At 66.2% G+C, this 20,362-nt stretch carries 15 protein-coding genes; 11 read left to right on the top strand and 4 right to left on the bottom strand.

The window, feature by feature from the left end; genetic code table 11:
- Positions 1–36: 36 nt before the first annotated feature.
- The 4 genes from hpaD to hpaH form a co-directional block, all read right to left on the bottom strand.
- Entirely contained in the window at positions 37–1,014 is a 978-nt protein-coding gene (gene hpaD / locus LRC39_RS19300) for a 3,4-dihydroxyphenylacetate 2,3-dioxygenase (protein WP_346295319.1), read from the bottom strand.
- Between the two features lie 169 nt (positions 1,015–1,183).
- Positions 1,184–2,725 carry a 5-carboxymethyl-2-hydroxymuconate semialdehyde dehydrogenase gene (gene hpaE, locus LRC39_RS19295; protein ID WP_346295318.1) on the bottom strand — a complete coding sequence of 514 codons (1,542 nt, stop codon included), beginning with the start codon at positions 2,723–2,725 and terminating at the stop codon, positions 1,184–1,186.
- Positions 2,718–3,116, bottom strand: coding sequence for a 5-carboxymethyl-2-hydroxymuconate Delta-isomerase (locus tag LRC39_RS19290; protein WP_346295317.1), 399 nt, complete (start codon positions 3,114–3,116; stop codon positions 2,718–2,720). The genes hpaE and LRC39_RS19290 overlap by 8 nt, the downstream gene beginning before the upstream one ends.
- Positions 3,117–3,137: 21 nt before the next feature.
- Positions 3,138–3,944 carry a 2-oxo-hept-4-ene-1,7-dioate hydratase gene (gene hpaH, locus LRC39_RS19285; protein WP_346295316.1) on the bottom strand — a complete coding sequence of 269 codons (807 nt, stop codon included), beginning with the start codon at positions 3,942–3,944 and terminating at the stop codon, positions 3,138–3,140.
- Between hpaH and hpaR the strand changes: the two genes are divergently transcribed.
- From hpaR to eutC, 11 genes are all read left to right on the top strand, one after another.
- Positions 3,922–4,731 carry a homoprotocatechuate degradation operon regulator HpaR gene (hpaR, locus tag LRC39_RS19280; protein WP_430624904.1) on the top strand — a complete coding sequence of 270 codons (810 nt, stop codon included), beginning with the start codon at positions 3,922–3,924 and terminating at the stop codon, positions 4,729–4,731. The genes hpaH and hpaR overlap by 23 nt on opposite strands.
- A 40-nt stretch (positions 4,732–4,771) precedes the next feature.
- Complete coding sequence (locus LRC39_RS19275) at positions 4,772–5,857, top strand: malate/lactate/ureidoglycolate dehydrogenase (RefSeq protein WP_346295315.1); 1,086 nt, start codon at positions 4,772–4,774, stop codon at positions 5,855–5,857.
- Between the two features lie 137 nt (positions 5,858–5,994).
- On the top strand, positions 5,995–6,771 hold the full coding sequence (locus LRC39_RS19270; RefSeq protein WP_346295314.1) for an HpcH/HpaI aldolase family protein: 777 nt from the start codon (positions 5,995–5,997) through the stop codon (positions 6,769–6,771).
- A gap of 241 nt (positions 6,772–7,012) precedes the next feature.
- Positions 7,013–10,354: a DUF2126 domain-containing protein gene (locus LRC39_RS19265; RefSeq protein ID WP_346295313.1), complete on the top strand. Its 3,342-nt coding sequence runs from the start codon at positions 7,013–7,015 to the stop codon at positions 10,352–10,354.
- A 25-nt stretch (positions 10,355–10,379) separates the two neighbouring features.
- Complete coding sequence (locus LRC39_RS19260) at positions 10,380–12,881, top strand: circularly permuted type 2 ATP-grasp protein (protein WP_346295312.1); 2,502 nt, start codon at positions 10,380–10,382, stop codon at positions 12,879–12,881.
- Positions 12,878–13,756: a transglutaminase family protein gene (locus LRC39_RS19255; protein ID WP_346295311.1), complete on the top strand. Its 879-nt coding sequence runs from the start codon at positions 12,878–12,880 to the stop codon at positions 13,754–13,756. The genes LRC39_RS19260 and LRC39_RS19255 overlap by 4 nt, the downstream gene beginning before the upstream one ends.
- Before the next feature lie 196 nt (positions 13,757–13,952).
- Positions 13,953–14,411, top strand: coding sequence for a cache domain-containing protein (locus tag LRC39_RS19250; protein ID WP_346295310.1), 459 nt, complete (start codon positions 13,953–13,955; stop codon positions 14,409–14,411).
- A gap of 53 nt (positions 14,412–14,464) precedes the next feature.
- Positions 14,465–16,168 carry a methyl-accepting chemotaxis protein gene (locus LRC39_RS19245; RefSeq protein WP_346295309.1) on the top strand — a complete coding sequence of 568 codons (1,704 nt, stop codon included), beginning with the start codon at positions 14,465–14,467 and terminating at the stop codon, positions 16,166–16,168.
- A 61-nt stretch (positions 16,169–16,229) separates the two neighbouring features.
- Complete coding sequence (locus LRC39_RS19240) at positions 16,230–17,612, top strand: ethanolamine ammonia-lyase subunit EutB (protein WP_346295308.1); 1,383 nt, start codon at positions 16,230–16,232, stop codon at positions 17,610–17,612.
- Between the two features lie 226 nt (positions 17,613–17,838).
- A complete protein-coding gene (gene hpnP, locus LRC39_RS19235; protein ID WP_346295307.1) occupies positions 17,839–19,422 on the top strand; it encodes a hopanoid C-2 methylase in 1,584 nt (527 codons plus the stop codon).
- An 8-nt stretch (positions 19,423–19,430) separates the two neighbouring features.
- Entirely contained in the window at positions 19,431–20,198 is a 768-nt protein-coding gene (gene eutC, locus LRC39_RS19230; RefSeq protein WP_346295306.1) for an ethanolamine ammonia-lyase subunit EutC, read from the top strand.
- The last annotated feature ends 164 nt before the right edge of the window (positions 20,199–20,362 follow it).

Below are 20,362 nucleotides of genomic sequence, written 5' to 3'. Positions count from 1 at the left end.
GACGAGTTTCATGGTTCGAGTGTGCGCATCCGAGGTTCAATCCGCAATCACCACATCGGCTACGAAGGCCGGCTCGCGGACCTCCTGGCCGAGGAACGGCGAGCCCTGTTCGAACCAGGAGCGCGGGGCAGGCGCCCCCCACAGCGTCTGGCGGCGCGGGTCGCGCAGCGACCAGCGGAGCGGCTCGTGGTCCTGGTCCATGGTCTGGTAGTCGCTGCAATACAGCTCGATGCGGTGGCCGTCGGGATCGCGGACATAAAGGAAGAAAGCATTCGAGATGCCGTGCCGGCCGGGGCCGCGTTCGAGAGCCAGCCCGCTCGATGCCATCACGTCGCAGAGGTGGATGATGTTGAGCGGACCGGGCACCCAATAGGCGAAATGGTGCAGCCGCGGCCCACGGCCGTTGGTCATCGCGAAGTCGTGGACGTTGCCCTTGCGGTGCATCCACGCTGCGGCGATCCGGCCGCCGTCGCCGTCCTCTTCGGCGTATTCGGTGAGACGGAAGCCGAGCCGGGCATAGAAGTCGACGGTGGCCTGGGTCTCGGCCGCGAACACGTTGAAATGGTCGAACCGCTGCGGATGGCAGCCCTTGTAGCGCTCGTAGCGGCGCAGCAGATGCGGCCGTTTTTCCATCGTCGCATAGAGTTCGAGCCGATAGCCGAACGGATCGGTGACGTGCAGGGTGCGGCCCTGATAGGGGCGGTCGACGAAGCTGTAGATCAGTCCGTTCTCGGCGAAGAAGCTGCCAGCCTTGTCGAGATCGTCCTCGGTGCCGACCTTGAATCCGAGCCGCGCTGCGGCCGGCGCGTCGGCCTTGCGCAGCACCAGCGAGTGATGCTGATGCTCCTCGCTTCCCCGCAAGTAAGCGGTCGCGTCATCGCGGTCTTCGACATGCAGGCCAATGATCTGGTCGTAGAACTCGACGCTCTTGTTCAGATCGACGACGTCGAGCACCACATGGCTGGCGCGGACGATGTTGAACGGCGGATCGAACACGTGTTGCGGCACCGGCATTGGCGAGGTCCCCAGTACTGGATGTTAGTTTTGCAACGTCATTCCGGGGCGCGCCGTCAGGCGCGAACCCGGAATCCCGAGATCGTGGACATGAACTGTGCTCGTGGCGAGATTTCGGGTTCGCTCGCTGGCGCGAGCGCCCCGGAATGACTCGGGGAGAGGCTTCGCACTACACCGCCCCCAACTTCTGGATCTTATGCGTGCCGCGGGCCAGCGAGACGTGCTTGGTTTCCATGTAGAACTCGAACGAGTAGTCGCCTCCGTCGCGGCCGATGCCGGACTGCTTCATGCCGCCGAACGGGGTCGGCAGATGGCGGACGTTTTCCGAGTTCAGCCAGATCATGCCGGCTTCGAGCGCATCGGCGACGCGTAGGGCGCGGCCCATGTCGCCGGTCCAGACATAGCCGGTGAGGCCGTAGCGGACGTCGTTGGCAATTTGAATCGCCTCGGCTTCATCCTTGAACGGGATCACGGTCAGGAACGGGCCGAAAACCTCGTCCTGCGCCACCTGCATGTCGCTGCGTGCATTCGTCACCAGCGTCGGCTGCACATAATGGCCGCCGCCCGGGCCGTCGTAAGGCGCGCCGCCGACCGCGATGGTGGCGCCGTCTTTGCGGGCGACGTCGACATAGGAGCAGACCTTGTCGAGATGGCGCTGATGGATCAGCGGCCCGACTTCGGTGGCCGGATCGAGCGGGTGGCCCACCTTGAGCGCGCGCACCCGGGCCGCCAGCTTCTCGATAAATTTGTCGGCCATCGAAGCCTGCACCAGCAGCCGGCTCGACGAGGTGCAGCGCTCGCCGTTGAGCGAGTAGATCATGAACACCACGGCATCGAGCGCACGGTCGAGATCGGCGTCGTCGAACACGATCACCGGGTTCTTGCCGCCGAGTTCGAAGTGCACCCGCTTCAGCGTCGGTGCGCCCTGCGCCATGATCGCGGCGCCGGTCGCGGTTTCGCCGACGAAGGCGATTGCCTTGATCGCCGGATGTTCGGTCAGCGCCTTGCCGGCCTCTTCGCCGAAGCCGTGCACGGTGTTGAGCACGCCGTCGGGCAGGCCGGCGTGCTTGCAGATCCGCGACAACATATCGGCTGTCACCGGCGACCACTCGGCCGGTTTGTGCACCACGGTGCAGCCGGCTGCGAGCGCGGGGGCGATCTTCCAGGTCGACAGCATGAACGGCGTATTCCACGGCGTGATCACGCCGACCGGTCCGATCGGCACCCGGGTCGAGACGTTCCAATGCTCCTCGCTCGGCGTGTTCAGGCCGTCGCGCGCCTCGGCGCATTTGTCGGCGAAGAACCGGAAGTTCTCGGCGGCGCGGATCGCCGCCTTGGCCATGAAGCGATGCGCCTGGCCGGTGTCGATGCACTCCAGCACGGCGATGTCGTCGGCGCGCGCCTCGATTGCATCGGCGATCGCGTGCAACAACTTGCGCCGCTTGGCCGGTGCCATGTCGCGCCACGCCGGAAACGCTGCCTTGGCGGCTTTGGCGGCGCGGTCGATGTCCGCCGCCGTGCCGCGCGCCACTTGCGCCAGCACCGTGTTGTCGATCGGGGAGGCCGTCTCGAACACTTCACCGGATGAGGCTGCGACGATCTCGCCGCCGATCAGATGGCCGATGCCATCGGCCTTGAGCTGCTTCAGCAGCGGCGCCGCGCGGTCGAGATTGGCCTGAAATCCGGAAGAGTTCGTGGCGGCATCAGCCATGGCGGGCCTCGGCAATCAAGAGGTCGTGGATCGAGTTGCGCTTCCAGCTCGTCTCCTTGTCGTTGACCTGCATGTCGAACGACAGCGCGAAGCCCTCGTCGCCGAACAGCGGATCGAGATAGTGCGAGAGCTGGGCGAAGATGTGGTCGCCAGCGCGCTTGCGGGCGGCGAGGTCACGGCCTTCGCCGAGCCGCAGCAGCATCGCCAGGAAGCCAAAGCCGGGCCGGCCGTCGGCAATCGCGTAGTGCTCGCAGCGGATCGCGCGGACCCGCACCCCGCCGACCGGGAAGATCCCGGTTTCGATCGCGGTGCTGCGAACCAGCTCGACGACTTCGGCGATGTCGACCTTGTCGTCGAGATTGGCGGAATATTCGATGGTGAAATGTGGCATGGATCCCTCGCTTCGGTCGCTTTACCCGAAGTAACAACTCACGGTGCCGTAAGGACCGTAGTCAGCCTGGATCGTATCACCCTTCGCCGTCTCAATGGCGCGGATGAACGAGCCGGCCAGCACGATCTGGCCGGGCTCCAGGGCCAGGCCCTGCGGCGCGATCTTGTTGGCGAGCCACGCCACCGCAGTAGCCGGATGATTGAGTACGCCCGCGGCGAGGCCGGTTTCTTCGAGCTGGCCGTTCTTATAGGTCAGCGCGCCGATCCAACGCAGGTCGGTGTCCAGCGGGCGGATCGGCCGGCCGCCGAGCACGATGCCGGCATTCGCCGCGTTGTCGGCGATGGTGTCGTAGATCTTGCGCGTCGCCTTGGTCTCGGGATCGACGCGTTGTACCCGGGTATCGAGGATCTCCAGCGCCGGCACCACGAAATCGGTGGCGTTCAGCACGTCGAAGATCGTGCAATGCGGCCCGGCGAGGCGGTGCTTGATGACGAAGGCCAGCTCGGACTCGACCCGCGTTGCGATGAAGCGGTCGGTCGGCACGATGCCGCCATCGTCGAAAAACATGTCGTCGAGCAGGATGCCGCTGTCGGGCTCGCCGATGCCGAGCTGGCTCTGCATCGCCTTCGAGGTCAGCCCGATCTTGTGGCCGCGCACGCGGCGGCCCGAAGCCTGCTTGATCTCGATCCAGGCAGCCTGGATCGCGTAGGCGTCGGGAATCGTGATCGCCGGATGATCCAGCGATAGCTGGCGGATCTGCACCTTGGTTTTCTCGGCCTGGTCCAGCCGCTCGGCCGCGGCGCGGATGTCGTCGTTCGAAAGCGCCATCGTCGCTCCAGCGAAAATCGTTTCATCCCCGCGCAGTTCATTCAACAAAACCGTCGCGCGGCAGATGATTAACATGTTAAATGATCGCACTCAAACCGAAACCGCTCCTGTTGCGATGCAAAAATCTCCGCCACCGTCGTTGCGAGCGAAGCGAAGCAATCCAGCCGCGCATTCCAAAGCTGGGTTGCTTCGGTGCGAACCGCCTCGCAATGACGGGGATGGGAAAGCTCCGACCAAAGAGCCGCCGATGCGCGAATTCTCGCGCTCGCTGCCGATGCTGCTGCTGCGCAGCCGCGAGGCGGTGATGCGGCACTTCCGGCCGCTGCTGCGCGCTCACGGGCTCAGCGAGCAGCAATGGCGTATCCTGCGTGCGCTCACCGCGGTGGATGCGATCGAAGTCACCGAGCTGGCGCACAACGCCTTCCTGCTTGGTCCGAGCCTGTCGCGGATGCTGCGTGATCTCGAAACGCGCAAGCTGGTGGCGCGCAAGCTCGCGAAGGACGATCAGCGCCGCAACATGGTGTCGATCACCGCCAAGGGGCTGAAGCTGATCGAAACGGTGGCGCCGTTTTCGGAAGCGATCTACGCCGAGATCACGCGGCGGACCGGCGGCGCCAAGCTCGCCGAGCTGCAGGAATTGCTGCGCGAGCTGGAGGCGAGCCTGATGGCGATGCCGGTGCGCCATGCCGGGAGCGCGGTGGACAGCGATCCGGAATTTCGCTCAACTCGCGGGCGCAAAGTTCGACCGCAGGCGAAGGCCGCGGCGCCGGGAGGAGACGAGGAATGACGCAGCAGCCCATGACCGCTGGCCGCAGGAGTGCGCCGACATGGTGACGGTGCAGGTCGATCGGTTGATCGATTTCGTCGCCCAGGTGTTCGAACGCGCCGGCTCGTCGAAGGAAGAGGCGCGGCGGATCGGCTGTTATCTCACCACCGCCAATCTCACCGGCCACGACAGTCACGGCGTCATCCGCGTCCCGGTGTACATCCGCTGGCGCAACGCCGGTGCAGTGCATCCGGACCAGACCGTCGACGTCCCGGTCGATCTGCCGTCGCTGGCGGTGGTCGACGGCAAGTTCGGCTATGGCCAGACGGTCGGCCCGCAGGCGGTGCGGATCGGCATCGACAAGTGCAAGACGCAAGGGCTGTCGGCGGTTGCGCTGAAGAACGCCGGCCATATCGGCCGGATCGGCGATTGGGCCGAGATGGCGGCGGCCGAAGGTTTAGTGTCGATCCACTTCGTGACTGCGGCAGGCTCGATCCTGGTTGCGCCGTTCGGCGGCGTCGAACGCCGATTGTCCACGGCGCCGTATTGCGTCGGCATTCCGCGCCCCGACGCGCCGCCGGTGGTGCTCGATCTCGCCACCTCGATCGTCGCCGAGGGCAAGGTGCTGGTCGCGGCGCGCGGCGGCAAGAAGCTGCCGCAAGGTGCGCTGATCAATGCCGACGGTTCTTTGAGTGAAGATCCGGCGACGTTGTATGGCCCGCACGAGAAGGACGGCCCGATCAACCACGCCAATGGCACAGGGGCGATCCGCGCCTTCGGCGAGCACAAGGGCTCGGGGCTGGCGCTGATCTGCGAGCTGCTGGGCGGCGCGCTGACCGGCAACGGTGCGACCGGTCCGAACCGGCCATTCGCCAACGGCATGTTTTCGATCTACGTCGATCCCAAGCGGATCGATCCGGCGCATGTCTTCGATGCCGAAGTCACCCGCTACATCGACTTCTTCAAGAGCTCGAAGACGGTCGCCGGCGTCGATCAGGTGTTGATCCCCGGAGATCCCGAAACCGCCACCCGCGCCGAGCGCACCAAGAACGGCGTCCCGCTCCCCGACGATACCTGGGCCGCCATCGTCGCGACCGCTCGCGAGGTCGGCGTGTCCGAGCAGGCGATCCAGGCGGCGACGGCGTGAGATTTCCGTCATTGCGAGCGAAGCGAAGCAATCCAGAGGCCATGAACGCAGCGCTGGATTGCTTCGTCGCTTCGCTCCTCGCAATGATGGGGCGAGGATTTCAGTAAGTAACAACCGCTGGGGCAGGAAAGAACGACATGGCAAACAAAGTCAAACAACTCTGGGCCGACGGCAAAGTCGTGGTCAATGGCTGGCTGGCGATTCCGTCGGGGTTCTCGGCCGAGGTGATGGCCCAGTGCGGGTTCGACAGCATCACCGTCGATATTCAGCACGGCGTGCAGGATTATCAATCGATGATCACCTGCTTCCAGGGCATGCAGGCGCATCCGGTGACGCCGATGGTGCGGGTGCCGTGGAACGAGCCGGGCATCATCGGCAAGGTGCTGGACGGTGGCGCCTACGGGGTGATCTGCCCGATGGTGAACACCAAAGAGGAGGCCGAAAACTTCGTCCAGTATTGCAAGTACCCGCCGCGCGGCACCCGTAGCAACGGCCCGATCCGCGCCGGACTGTACGGCTCGTCGGGCAACTATCAGACGACTGCGAACGACGAGACGCTGTGCATCCCGATGATCGAGACCCGAACCGCGGTCGAGAACATGGAAGCGATCCTCGATGTCGAGGGCATTGCCGGCGTCTATATCGGGCCGAGCGATCTCGGCTTCTCCTACGGCCTGGTGCCGAAGCTCGACCGCGACGAACCTGAGATCCTGAAGATCTACGACAAGCTGCTGAAGGAGTGCGACAAGCGCGGCATCTATCCGGGCATCCACTGTTCCGGCCCGGAGGGCGCAGCCCGCAACATCGCGCTCGGCTTCAAGCTGGTGACGCTGCTCAACGACAGCGGCATCATGGCGATCGGCGCGCGGAGCTGGGTCGCCGAGACGCGGAAGAACTCGGGCGGGAAGGCGTAAGCGCCGCCGCCCTGAATTTCCACTCACCGTCATCCTCCGCGAAAGCGGAGGATCCAGTATTCCAGCGCATTGGTGTTCGGTCGCAAACGCTCTGGGATACTGGGTCGCCCGCCTTCGCGGGCGATGACAGCAGTGTGTGAGGGGCCAGACGCCTTCCGCTTGTGCACCCCTTGCCCTTTGTTAGCGCTTGATCCGCCTGAGTTCCGGTGTTCTGCTTAAATTCAATGCCGGAGCTGCCCTCGTGTCGATCTACGTCGCCCTTCATCACGTCACGCATTACAAATACGACCGACCGGTCGACATCGGCCCCCAGACCATCCGGCTGCGTCCGGCGCCGCATACGCGGACGCCGATTCTGTCGTATTCGCTGAAGGTCACGCCGGCGAACCACTTCATCAACTGGCAGCAGGACCCGCAGGGCAATTGGCTGGCGCGGTTCGTGTTCCCGGAGAAGGCCGACGAACTCAAGATCGAGGTCGATTTCACCGCGGCGATGACGGTGATCAACCCGTTCGACTTCTTCGTCGAGAGTTACGCCGAGAGCTTCCCATTCTCATATACCGCCGACCTGCAGCACGAACTGGCGCCGTATCTGGCGACGACCGAGCCGGGGCCGCTGTTCAAAGCCTATCTCGATTCGATTCCGCGCGAGGCCGAAAGCACGGTCAACTTCCTGGTCGATCTCAACGCCAAACTGCGCGAGCGGATCAACTACATCATCCGGATGGAGCCGGGGGTGCAGACTCCGGAAGAGACGCTCGCCAAGGGCGCCGGCTCGTGCCGCGACTCGGCGTGGCTGCTGATCCAGACGCTGCGACATCTCGGTCTCGCGGCGCGGTTCGTGTCCGGTTACTTGATCCAGCTTCGCCCCGATATCGAGTCGCTCGACGGCCCAAAGGGCGCTGCACACGACTTCACCGATCTGCACGCCTGGGCCGAAGTGTATCTGCCCGGCGCCGGCTGGGTCGGCTTCGACGTCACGTCGGGATTGCTTGCCGGCGAGGGCCATATCCCGGTCGCCGCGACGCCGCATTATCGCACGGCCGCGCCGATCTCCGGCGTGGTCGGCTTCGCCAATGTCGATTTCAAGTTCGACATGCGGGTCGAGCGTATCCGTGAAGCGCCGCGCATCACCAAGCCGTTCTCCGACGAATCCTGGGCGCGACTCGATGCGCTCGGCGAAAAGGTCGACGCTGATCTGACCGCCCACGACGTGCGGCTGACGATGGGCGGCGAGCCGACCTTCGTGTCGATCGACGATATGGAATCGCCGGAGTGGAACGTGGCGGCGGTCGGCGGCGCCAAGCGGATGCTGGCCGACGATCTGATCCGGCGGCTGCGCACGCGGTTTGCGCCGGGCGGGCTTCTCCATTTCGGCCAGGGCAAATGGTACCCGGGCGAAAGCCTGCCGCGCTGGGCGTTCGGCCTGTATTGGCGCAAGGACGGCGTGCCGATCTGGAAGAATGGCGAGCTGATCGCGCCGGTGGTGGGCCAACGTCCGGCCAAGGTCGAGGAAGCCGAGCAGTTCGCGCTTCACACGGCCAAACGTCTCGGCATCGACACCGACTACGTGCTGCCGGCCTATGAGGATCCGACCCATTGGCTGCAGAAGGAAGCGACGCTGCCGCCGAACGTCGATCCGCACGACAACAAGCTCGCCGATCCGGAAGAGCGAGCTCGCATGGCGCGGGTGTTCGACACCGGGTTGAATACGCCGCGCGGTTTCGTGCTGCCGATCCAGGCGTGGAATGCGGACGCCGCGTCGGCGCAGAAGAAGCGCTGGCGCAGCGAACGCTGGAAGCTGCGACGCGGCAATCTGTTTCTTTTGCCGGGCGACTCGCCGCTCGGCTTCCGGCTGCCGATCTCGTCGCTGCCGCATATCCCGGAAGACGACTATCCGTACATCGTGCCGCGCGATCCGCTCGCGCCGCGCGGCGCACTGCCGCTGTTTGCGCCGCCGCCGGCCAACGACGCCGAGCCCGAGCGCGAGCAGATGGCGGTGTTTGAACAGTCGGCCGGCGAAGCGACCACAAGCCAGCCCGTCGAGGAGCAGAAGCTGCGCAAAGGCGGCGTTCGCACCGCGATGTCGATCGAGCTGCGCGAGGGCGTGCTGTGCGCCTTCATGCCGCCGACCGAGACCATCGAGGATTATCTCGAACTGATCGCGGCGGTCGAAGCCACCGCTGAAGAGATGCAGATCCGCGTCCACATCGAGGGCTATCCGCCGCCTTACGATCCGCGCATCGACGTCATCAAGGTGACGCCCGATCCGGGCGTGATCGAAGTCAACATCCAGCCGGCCACGAGCTGGCGCGAGGCGGTGCGCACCACCTTCGGCCTTTACGAAGACGCCGCGCAAGTGCGGCTCGGCGCCAACCGCTTCCTGATCGACGGCCGCCACACCGGCACCGGCGGCGGCAATCATGTCGTGGTCGGCGGCGCCAGCCCAGCGGATTCGCCATTCCTGCGCCGGCCGGATCTACTGAAGAGCCTGGTGCTGTTCTGGCAGCGACATCCGTCGTTGTCGTATCTGTTCTCGGGCATGTTCATCGGCCCGACCAGCCAGGCGCCGCGGATCGACGAGGCGCGGCACGATTCGCTGTATGAACTCGAGATCGCGCTGGCGCAGGTGCCGCCACCGGGCGTGAAGGGCCCGCTATGGCTCGCCGACCGGCTGTTCCGCAACATCCTGGTCGATATCACCGGCAACACGCATCGGGCCGAGATCTGCATCGACAAGATGTACTCGCCGGATAGCCCGACCGGCCGGCTGGGCCTGGTCGAGTTCCGCGCGCTGGAGATGCCGCCCGATCCGCGGATGAGTCTCGCGCAGCAGCTTCTGATCCGCGCGCTGATCGCGATGCTGTGGCGTGAGCCGCTGGACGGCAAGTTCGTGCGTTGGGGCACGGCGCTGCACGACCGCTTCATGCTGCCGCATTATCTGTGGGAGGATTTCCGCGACGTGCTCGGCGAGCTGGCACGCGCCGGCTATGCGTTCGAGCCGGAGTGGTTCACCGCGCAGCTCGAGTTTCGCTTTCCGGTGTTCGGCAGCGTGTATCACGGCGGCGTCACATTGGAGCTGCGGCAGGCGCTGGAGCCGTGGCACGTGCTCGGCGAGGAGGGCACCGCCGGCGGCACGGTGCGGTTCGTGGACTCGTCGGTGGAGCGATTGCAGGTCAAGGCCGAAGGCTTCGTCGAAGGCCGCCACGTCATCACCTGCAACGGCCGCCGGCTGCCGATGACGCCGACCGCGCGTGCCGGCGAGGCGGTGGCGGCGGTGCGGTTCAAGGCGTGGCAGCCGGCCTCCGGGCTGCATCCGACCATTCCGGTGCACGCGCCGCTGGTGTTCGACATCGTCGACACCTGGAATGGCCGCTCGCTCGGCGGCTGCGTCTATCACGTCGCCCATCCGGGCGGACGGGCGTACGAGACCAAGCCGGTGAACTCGTACGAAGCCGAGGCGCGGCGGCTGGCGCGGTTCCAGGATCACGGCCACACCCCGGGGCGGATCGATCCGCCGCAGGAAGAACGCACACTTGAATTCCCGCTGACCCTCGACTTGCGCACGCCGCTGCTGCATTGAATCATTCCGTATGGGGGATGAGACAATGGCGCAGCAAGGCGGCCCGGCCCGGAAGGCTCGACCGCGCGACCGCAAGGTTGCGCAGTGGAGCCGCGACTACGTGCGCCTGCCCGGCATCCCCGACGAATTCATCGGTGCGGACGGCCAGCCGCGCGCGGTGTGGAGTCGTTATTTCGACGCGTTCGCAGCTCTCTCCGCCGACGAGATCGAGCGCCGCTTCGCCGCCGCCGATCGGCATTTGCGCGATGCCGGTGTCACTTATCGGGCGCCGGGCGACGCCGCCGATCGGGCCTGGCCGCTCAGCCATGTGCCGCTGCTGATCGGTGAAAGCGAGTGGCAGCAGATCGCCGCCGGCATCGCCCAGCGCGCGACGCTGCTCGAAGGCGTGCTGCAGGACATCTACGGCCAAGGCTCGCTGATCGCCGACGGCGCACTGCCGGCCGCTGCGATTGCCGGCAGTGCCGATTACTTGCGGCCGATGGTCGGCGTCAAACCTCCGGGTGGCCGCTATCTGCATTTCTACGCCGCCGACATCGGCCGCGGCCCGGATGGGCAATGGTGGGTGCTGGGCGATCGCACTCAGGCGCCGTCGGGCGCCGGCTATGCGCTGGAAAACCGTCTGGTGCTGTCGCGCGCCTTCAACGATCTCTACAAATCGATGAATGTCGAACGTGTCGCCTCGTTCTTCGAGGCGTTCCGCGACAGCCTGCGCGCGACCGCCGATCGCGATGAGCCGCGCATCGGGTTGCTGACGCCGGGCCGGTTCAGCGAGACTTACTTCGAGCACGCCACGCTGGCGCGCTATCTCGGCTTCCTGCTGGTCGAAGGCGATGACCTCGCGGTCGCCGACGATCGTCTGCACATCCGCACCGTCGCCGGCCTGAAGCGGATCGACGTGCTGCTGCGCCGTGTCGATGCCAATTCGCTCGATCCGCTGGAGCTCGACGCTTCATCGCAGCTCGGCGTCGCCGGTCTGATCGACGTGATCCGCAAGAGCGGCGTCGTGGTCGCCAACATGCCGGGCTCCGGCGTGCTCGAAGCGCGCTCGCTGCTCGGCTTCCTGCCGCCGCTGGCGCGCCGGCTGCTCGGCCAAGACCTCAAGATGCCGCACATCGCCACCTGGTGGTGCGGCCAGACAGCCGCGCGCGAGGAAGTGCTCGACCGGCTCGACGAGTTCGTGATCGAAGGCGCTTACGGCCAGAGCGTGCCGGGCTTCTCGCATCATGGCCCGGTGCTGCCCGGCGAATTGCCGCCGGTGGTGCGCGATCACTTGCGCGACGCGATTGCGGCGCGCGGCCTCGACTACGTGGCGCAGGAGCAGGTCCGGCTGTCGACCACGCCAGTGTGGGACGACGGCAAGCTGGCGCCGCGGCCGTTCGTGCTGCGCGTGTTCGCCGCCGCCACTGAAAACGGCTGGGCGGTGATGCCCGGCGGGTTCTGCCGGATCGCCGACCGGCTCGACTCGCGTGCGGTGTCGATGGGCGAGGGTGCCCGCGCCGCCGACGTCTGGGTGGTGGCCGATCATGCGGTGGCGCCGTCGTCGCTATTGCCCGCGGTCGACAGCGTCCGCATCCGGCGCATCACCGGCGTGCTGCCGAGCCGCGCCGCCGACAATCTGTTCTGGCTGGGCCGGTATCTCGAACGCGCCGAGGCGACGCTGCGGCTGCTGCGCGCGCTCAGCGCGCCGCAGCGCGATCCCGGCAAGGGGCCGCTGCACCATGCGATCGAGAAGATCCAGCGGCTGCTGATTGCCTGGGGCGCGACCTCGCTCGGCCCCCGCGCGCAGACCGCGAAAATTGCCGCGGATGCGCTGCAGAGCCCGGATGACTTCGGCTCGGCGCTGTCGCTGATCCGCGCCGCCCAGCGCAACGCTTCGTCGCTGCGCGAGCGGCTATCGCCGGATGCCTGGCACGTCATCACCCAGATGGAAGCGCGCCTCGCCGTGCCGGTCGAGGGCGAAGAGGCGGTGGTCCAGGCCGCGGAGGTCGCGCTGCAGGAACTCGCGAGCTTCTCCGGCCTGTCGAACGAAAACATGAACCGCGCCGCCGGCTGGCGCTTCCTGCGGATCGGCCGCCGCGTCGAGCGCGCGGTCAACACCGCGCGGTTCGCCCGGCAGTTCTCCTGCGACGGTGCCACCGCCGAAGATCTCGACGTGCTGCTGACGCTGGTGGATTCGCAGATCACCTATCGGTCGCGCTATCTGCTGGCGCCGCTGCTGGCGCCGGTACGCGATCTTGCCGTGCTTGACCCGTACAATCCACGTTCGGTGGCGTTCCAGGTCGAAGAGCTCAACGACCACATCGCCAGCCTGCCGGCGCTGCATGAAGGCGGGCTGATCGAACGGCCGCAGCGGCTGGCGGTCTCGACGTTGGCCAAGCTGACCGCCGCTGAAGCCGAGACCATCGATGCGTCGTGGCTGTTCGCGCTGGAGCAGGATCTACTCAGCCTCGCCGAGGCGGTCGGGGCGCACTACTTCCCGCACGGCGCCAGCGCGATGCGGCCGGAAAAGCTGACGGGGCTGGCGTGATCTACGACATTCGCCACGTCACGACCTATTCCTACGGCAGCCAGGTGAGTTTCGCCCGCTGCTCGCTGCGGCTGAAGCCGATCTCAGAGCCCGGCCAGTCGCTGCTGTCGCATGCGATCGAGATCAAGCCGCGGCCGGCGGCCCGCACCGCCCGCACCGACTTCTTCGGCACGGTCACCGAGAGCATCGTGATCGAGGCGCCGCATAAGGTGCTGCGGATCGACAGCCGGTCGCGGGTCGAGGTGACGCGGCAGCCGCCGCCGCGCGACTCCGGCAGCCAGCCCTGGGAGCCCGTCCGCGATGCCGCGCTCACCAGCCCGAGCCTCGGCGCGTCCTCGCCGGTCGGCTATGTGTTTTCCAGCCCGCTGGTGCCGATCCTGCCGGCAGTGACCCGCTACGCGGCTCAGAGTTTCCCGCACGGCCGCGGCGTGCTCGCCGGCACCGCGGAGCTGATGCGGCGGATCCGCACCGAATTCCGCTACGACCCCAAGGCGACGGTGATTTCGACGCCGCTGGCCGAAGTGTTCGAGAAGCGCCACGGCGTCTGCCAGGATTTCGCCCATGTGATGATCGCCGGGCTGCGTGGCCTCGGGCTGCCGGCCGCCTATGTCAGCGGTTATTTGCGGACCTATCCGCCCGAGGGGCAGGAGCGGCTACAGGGCGCCGATGCGACCCATGCCTGGGTGTCGGTGTGGTGCGGCAACGAACTCGGCTGGATCGGCTTCGACCCGACCAATGACCTATTGGTTGCAACGGATCACATCGTCCTGGCGGTCGGCCGGGACTTCTCAGATGTCTCCCCGGTCGACGGGGTCATCGTCGGTTCCCGCCGACAGAAACTCTCGGTGGCGGTCGACGTCATTCCGGTCGCGTAGCGCACCGGACAGCCGCAGAACGCCCGCTAGCTGCTCGCGGACCGGCGCAAGCCGAGAATTAGTTCCCGCCGGTTAGTTATCAGTTCACCAGTCCGATACCTGGTAGCAACCCCAGGGTGGTGCTTAACTCAACGTTCGCGTTTGCTCGTCAACGTGGCCGCGCCTGAGCTTTCGCATTTCCCTGGAGGAGTTTTCCATGAGCCATAAGATGATCGCCGTGGCGGCGGCCGCCGCCGCGCTGGCGTTCGCTGTCGCTCCGGCGCTGGCCGGCGCCAGCAAGGACGAGGCCGTTGCGATGGTCAAAAAGGCCGTCGAGGCGATCAAGGCTGACGGCGCCGAGAAGGCCTATGTGGTGATCAGCGACAAGGCCGGCCCGTTCGTGAAGGACGACCTCTACGTCGTGGTCTATCAGCTTGACGGCAAGGTGCTGGCGCACGGCGCCAACGCCAAGTTTATCGGCAAGGACATGATCGACGCGCAGGACGTCGACGGCAAGCTCTACGTCAAAGAGCGCGTCGAGATGGCCGCCAAGCAGCCGTCGTTCTGGCAGGACTACAAATTCGTCAATCCGGTCAGCAAGAAGGTCGAGCCCAAGGAAATGTATTGCGAACGGCTCGACAACACTGCGGTCTGCGCCGGCGTCTACAAACTGTGACGGCGGCGCGTATCGCCCCCGCTCGCTGCTGAACTGAAATCAGGACGTCGCTGATGGGAAGCTGGATCAAACACCTCGGACTGTCGTGGAAGGTCCAGCTCGCTCCCGCATTCCTCGTTCTGGTGATGATCGGCGTCGGCGCGTTCGCGTTGGTGTCGCTACGCGATAATCAGCAGAACGTCGACAAGCTAGTGTCGGGGCCGGTGCGGCTCTCCGAGCTTGCCTCCGACCTCAACAACGCCGCCTGGACCGCGCACGCCAAGCTGTACCGGATGGCGGCGACCGCCGCCAATGAGAACGATGCGGCCAAGCTCACCAAGGTGATGAAGGAAACCACCGCGGCGTTGGCGCAGGTCCCGACCTCGCTCGCCGAAGTCGAGAAGGCGCTCCGCGCTGACGCGGCCAAACCGCCGTTCCAGAAGCTCAAGGCCGCTGTGGCAGGCTATCAGAAGCAGGCCAAGAACGCGGTCGAGATGGCCGACGGCGACGCCGGCTCGGCCTTGCTCTTCATCAAGAGCGCCGAGAAGAGTTTTACCGATATCGACTCGCTGGTCAGCGACCTGATCCTGTCGACCAACGACAGCCGGGATCGCGAGATCGCCCACACCGGCATCGCGCTCGAACGCGAGCAATGGATGCTCGGCGGCATCGTGGCGGCCGCCGCGCTGGTCGGTATCGCGTTCTCGTTCCTGATCGGCCGCGGTATCGCCCGCCCGGTGGTGGCGATGTCCGGCGCGATGCACGAGCTCGCGGCCGGCAATTTCGGGGTGCAGTTGCCGGGGCTCGACCGCGGCGATGAGGTCGGCCAGATGGCCCGCGCCGTCGAGGATTTCAAAGTGCAGGCTGTGGCCAAGGCCGAGCGCGAGCAGGCCGAGCGCCAGCGCCAGGAGCAGATCGCCGCCGAAGCCCGCCGCGCCGAGCTGCATCAACTCGCCGACGGTTTCGAAGCCGCGGTCGGTCAGATCGTCGAGCAGGTCGGCGTCGCCTCGCAGGCGCTGGAGGTTTCCGCCGGCGCGCTCGCCAAGGGCAGCGCCGAGACCCAGCAGCTCGCCACCATGGTGGCGGCGGCTTCATCGCAGACCTCCACCAATGTGCAGGCAGTGGCGTCCGCGACCGAGCAGATGTCGGCTTCGGTCAAAGAGATCGGCCGCCAGGTCAGCGAGTCGCGCAAGATCGCGGACGAAGCGGTGCAGCAGGCCGAACAGACCGACGCACGGATCGCAAAGCTGGCGCAGGCCGCCAACCGCATCGGCGACGTCACCCAATTGATCACCACCATCGCCGGCCAGACCAATCTGCTCGCGCTCAACGCCACCATCGAGTCCGCCCGTGCGGGCGAGGCGGGGCGTGGCTTTGCGGTGGTGGCGCAGGAGGTCAAGGCGCTGGCGGAGCAGACCGCGAAAGCCACCGACGAAATCAGCGCGCAGATTGCCGAGATGCAGGCTGCGACCCGGGAGTCGGTGGATGCCATCAAGGAGATCGGCGGCACCATCGGCAAGATCGCGCATATCTCCTCGACTATCGCCGCATCCGTGGGCGAGCAGGGCAGCGCCACCCAGGAGATCGCCCGCAGCGTGCAGCAGGCGGCGATCGGCACCAATCAGGTTGCGGCCAGTATCGGCAACGTCAATCGCGGTGCTGCCGACACTGGTGCGGCCTCGGACGAGGTGCTGACCTCGGCTCAGTTGCTGTCCCACGAAAACAACCGGCTGCGCGCCGAGGTGGCTAAATTTCTCGCAACCGTGCGGGTCGCCTGACGCGCACGCCTTTGCTACCCTCCGGCCCGAGCTGCGCTTGCAGCACCGTGCCGGGGACGCCATGATCTATCGCCACAGCATCGGCAACGTCTCGTTCGTGTTCGAGGACCTGCGCGACCTGCTCGCCAAGGCGAGCCCGCCGCGCTCGGGCGATCGCCTCGCCGGCATCGCCGCCGATAGCGCCGAGCAGATGGTGGCGGCGCGGATGGCGCTGGCGGACCTGCCGCTGCGGCAATTCCTGTCCGAAATGGTGATCCCTTACGAAGCCGACGAGGTGACACGGCTGATCGCCGACCGTCACGACGCGGCGGCGTTCGCAGCTGTGGCCTCACTCACCGTCGGCGGCTTCCGTGACTGGCTGCTGTCGGACGCTGCGACACCGGCGGCACTCGCCGCGCTGGCGCCGGGCCTGACACCCGAAATGGTCGCCGCGGTATCGAAGCTGATGCGCAATCAGGATCTCATCCTGGTGGCGAAGAAGTGCAGCGTGGTCACCCGTTTCCGCAACACTATCGGGTTGCCGGGACGGATGAGCGTGCGGCTGCAGCCCAACCATCCGTTCGACGATGCCCGCGGCATCACGGCGTCCATTCTGGACGGCCTGCTGCTCGGCGCCGGCGACGCCTGCATCGGCATCAATCCGGCGAGCGACGATCCGGCGGTGCTCGGCCAGCTGGTGCGACTGCTTGACGACATCATTACGCACCTGGCGATTCCGACACAGGGCTGCGTGCTCACGCATGTCACCACGACGCTGCGCCTGATCGAGCAGGGCGCGCCGGTCGACCTGACGTTCCAGTCGATCGCCGGCACCGAAGCCGCCAATCGAAGCTTCGGCATCGATCTGGCATTGCTCGCGGAAGCTCATCAGGCGACGCTGGCGCAGAAGCGCGGTGCGGTCGGCGACAACGTGATGTATTTCGAGACCGGGCAGGGCTCGGCGCTGTCGGCGAACGCGCATCATGGTGTCGATCAGCAGACCTGCGAAGCACGCGCCTATGCGGTGGCGCGGGCGTTCTCGCCGCTGCTGGTCAACAGCGTGGTCGGCTTCATCGGCCCGGAATATCTGTACGACGGCAAGCAGATCGTGCGCGCGGGCCTGGAGGACCATTTCTGCGGCAAGCTGCTCGGCCTGCCGCTCGGGGTCGACATCTGCTACACCAACCATGCCGAAGCCGATCAGGACGACATGGACACGCTGCTTACGCTGCTCGCAGCGGCTGGCGTCAGTTTCATCATGGGCGTGCCCGGCGCGGACGACGTGATGCTGAACTACCAGTCGACCTCGTTTCACGATGCGCTATACGTCCGCGATTTGTTCGGCCTGAAGCGCGCGCCGGAATTCGACGACTGGCTGGTCCGCGCCGGTTTTGCCGGCCCTGATCACCGCCCGCTGACGGATGGTGCCCTGCTGCCGGAGATCGCAGCGCGGCTGATCGCCTGACCGCGCGCCGTCGTCCAGAACTGCCAAAGAAACGCTGGCCGCTCCGCGGCGGCCGTGATTAGATCATGCATCACGGCCGCGATCGGGCGGGATTTTTGCAGCCGTGGGGAACCGGTCGCGAGTCGCGCAGTTGTATTGAACTTGCCGTTTTTGGGGCCGGTGGTCGAACCGTGCGTGCGGTCACCGCAACCAACTCGGACAGCGTGACGTTCGCGGGGAAAGTTCGATGAAGGCCGAATCCGGGCAGACCAGTCGTCGCATTCTGTGTGTCTTCCCGCGCTACACCAAGTCCTTCGGTACGTTTCAGCACTCCTATCCATTGATGGACGATGTCGCGGCCTTCATGCCACCGCAGGGGCTGCTGGTGATCGCCGCCTATCTGCCGGACGAATGGTCGGTGCGCTTCATCGACGAGAACATCCGCCCCGCGACTGCAGAGGATTTCGCCTGGGCCGACGCGGTGTTCGTCAGCGGCATGCATATCCAGCGGCAGCAGATGAACGACATTTGCCGGCGTGCGCATGATTTCGATCTGCCGGTTGCGCTCGGCGGTCCCTCCGTCAGCGCCTGCCCCGACCACTATCCGAATTTCGACTATCTGCACGTCGGCGAACTCGGCGACGCGACCGATCAATTGATCGCCAGACTGGCCCATGACGTGACGCGGCCGAAGCGGCAGGTCGTGTTCACGACCGAAGACCGCCTCGACATGACGCTGTTTCCGATTCCGGCCTACGAACTGGCGGAATGCAGCAAATATCTGCTCGGCAGCATCCAGTATTCCTCCGGCTGTCCGTACCAGTGCGAATTCTGCGACATCCCCGGCCTGTACGGCCGCAACCCGCGGCTGAAGACGCCGGAGCAGATCATCACCGAGCTCGACCGCATGATCGAATGCGGCATCCGCGGCTCGGTGTATTTCGTCGACGACAATTTCATCGGCAACCGCAAGGCAGCGCTCGATCTGTTGCCGCATCTGGTCGAGTGGCAGAAGCGCACCGGCTTTCAGCTGCAGCTCGCTTGCGAGGCGACGCTGAACATCGCCAAGCGGCCCGAGATTCTCGAACTGATGCGGGAGGCATATTTCTGCACGATCTTCTGCGGCATCGAGACGCCGGACCCGACCGCGCTGAAGGCGATGCACAAGGACCACAACATGATGGTCCCGATCCTCGAAGGCGTGCGGACGATTTCGAGCTACGGCATCGAGGTGGTGTCGGGCATCATCCTCGGCCTCGACACCGACACGCCGGAGACCGGCGAGTTTCTGATGCAGTTCATCGAGCAGTCGCAGATCCCGCTGCTCACCATCAACCTGCTGCAGGCGCTGCCGAAGACGCCGCTGTGGGATCGCTTGGAGCGCGAAGGCCGGCTGGTCCACGACGACAACCGCGAATCCAACGTCGACTTCCTGCTGCCGCACGATCAGGTGGTGGCGATGTGGAAGGACTGCATGGCGCGGGCTTACGAGCCCGAGGCCCTGCTGAAACGCTACGAGTACCAGATCGGCCACGCCTACGCGACGCGGCTGCATCCGTCGACGCCGCAGCGGTCGTCGAAGGCCAATATCAAGCGCGGCATCGTCATGCTGCGCAATATCATCTGGCAGATCGGCATTCGCGGCGATTACAAGCTGGCGTTCTGGAAGTTCGCGCTGCGGCGTCTGGTTCGCGGCGACATCGAAAACCTGCTGCTGGTGATGGTGGTGGCGCATCATCTGATCATCTACGCGCGCGAAGCCTCGCGCGGCCATGCCAACGCCTCGAACTACTCGCTGCGCCTGCGCGAGGCGGCGGTGCCGGCGGAATAAGGACAACGATGAACTCACCCGCCACCCCGCCGCGCTCGCTGGCCGAGCTGCGCCGTTTGACCCCGGCCCGCGTCGCGCTCGGCCGCGCCGGCGCCAGCCTGCCGACCGAGGCGCTGCTGGATTTCACCCTGGCCCATGCCCGCGCCCGCGACGCGGTCCATGCCGGCTTCGATGCCGCGGCGCTCGCCGCCGAGTTGCAGGCGCTGGGCTTGCCGACCCTGCAGGTGTCGAGCCGCGCCGCCGACCGGCGGGACTATCTGGCCCGGCCTGATCTCGGCCGGCAGCTCGACCCGGCGGCGCGCGATGTATTGGCAGGAGCCCCGCCGGCGGGCGATGTCGCGCTGGTGATCGGCGATGGCCTGTCGCCGGTCGCCGTGGCGGCCCAGGCGACCGCGGTGGTGCGGCATTTGCTACCTCGGCTCGCCGCGGCGCGGATCGGCGTCGGAGCCGCCGTGGTGGCAACCGGCGCCAGGGTGGCGCTCGGGGACGAGATCGGCTCGGCACTCGGCGCCCGGATGGCGGTGGTGCTGATCGGCGAACGGCCGGGCCTGTCGGCGCCGGCCAGCCTCGGCGCTTATCTGACGTTCGGACCGCGCCCCGGCCTTACCGATGCGGACCGTAATTGCGTCTCGAATATCCACGCTTCCGGGATTTCGGCAGACGAGGCGGCGCACAAGATTGCCTGGCTGATCCGCGAAGGCTTGGTGCGGCAGGTGACCGGGGTGGCGCTCAAGGACGAGAGCGGCAGCCTGATGCCGGAACTGCCTCCGCCGTGATCCCAAGCTGCCGGAAAACTCGCAACCGGGCCGCGAATCTGGTGGATTCCGGTTCCCAGTCTCGATTCCGAAGGGCGGTCGGTCCGAGCCTGCGCACGTGGTGAATTGCTGCATGTCCCAACACCAGGATCCCGGGCGATGCGACGCTGTCGCATTCGTGCCGG

The organism is Rhodopseudomonas sp. P1, assembly GCF_039642825.1.
Classification (GTDB): Bacteria; Pseudomonadota; Alphaproteobacteria; order Rhizobiales; family Xanthobacteraceae; genus Rhodopseudomonas; species Rhodopseudomonas palustris_H.
Note: the sequence above shows the minus strand (reverse complement) of the source record. Positions and strands in the feature narration are given on the sequence as shown.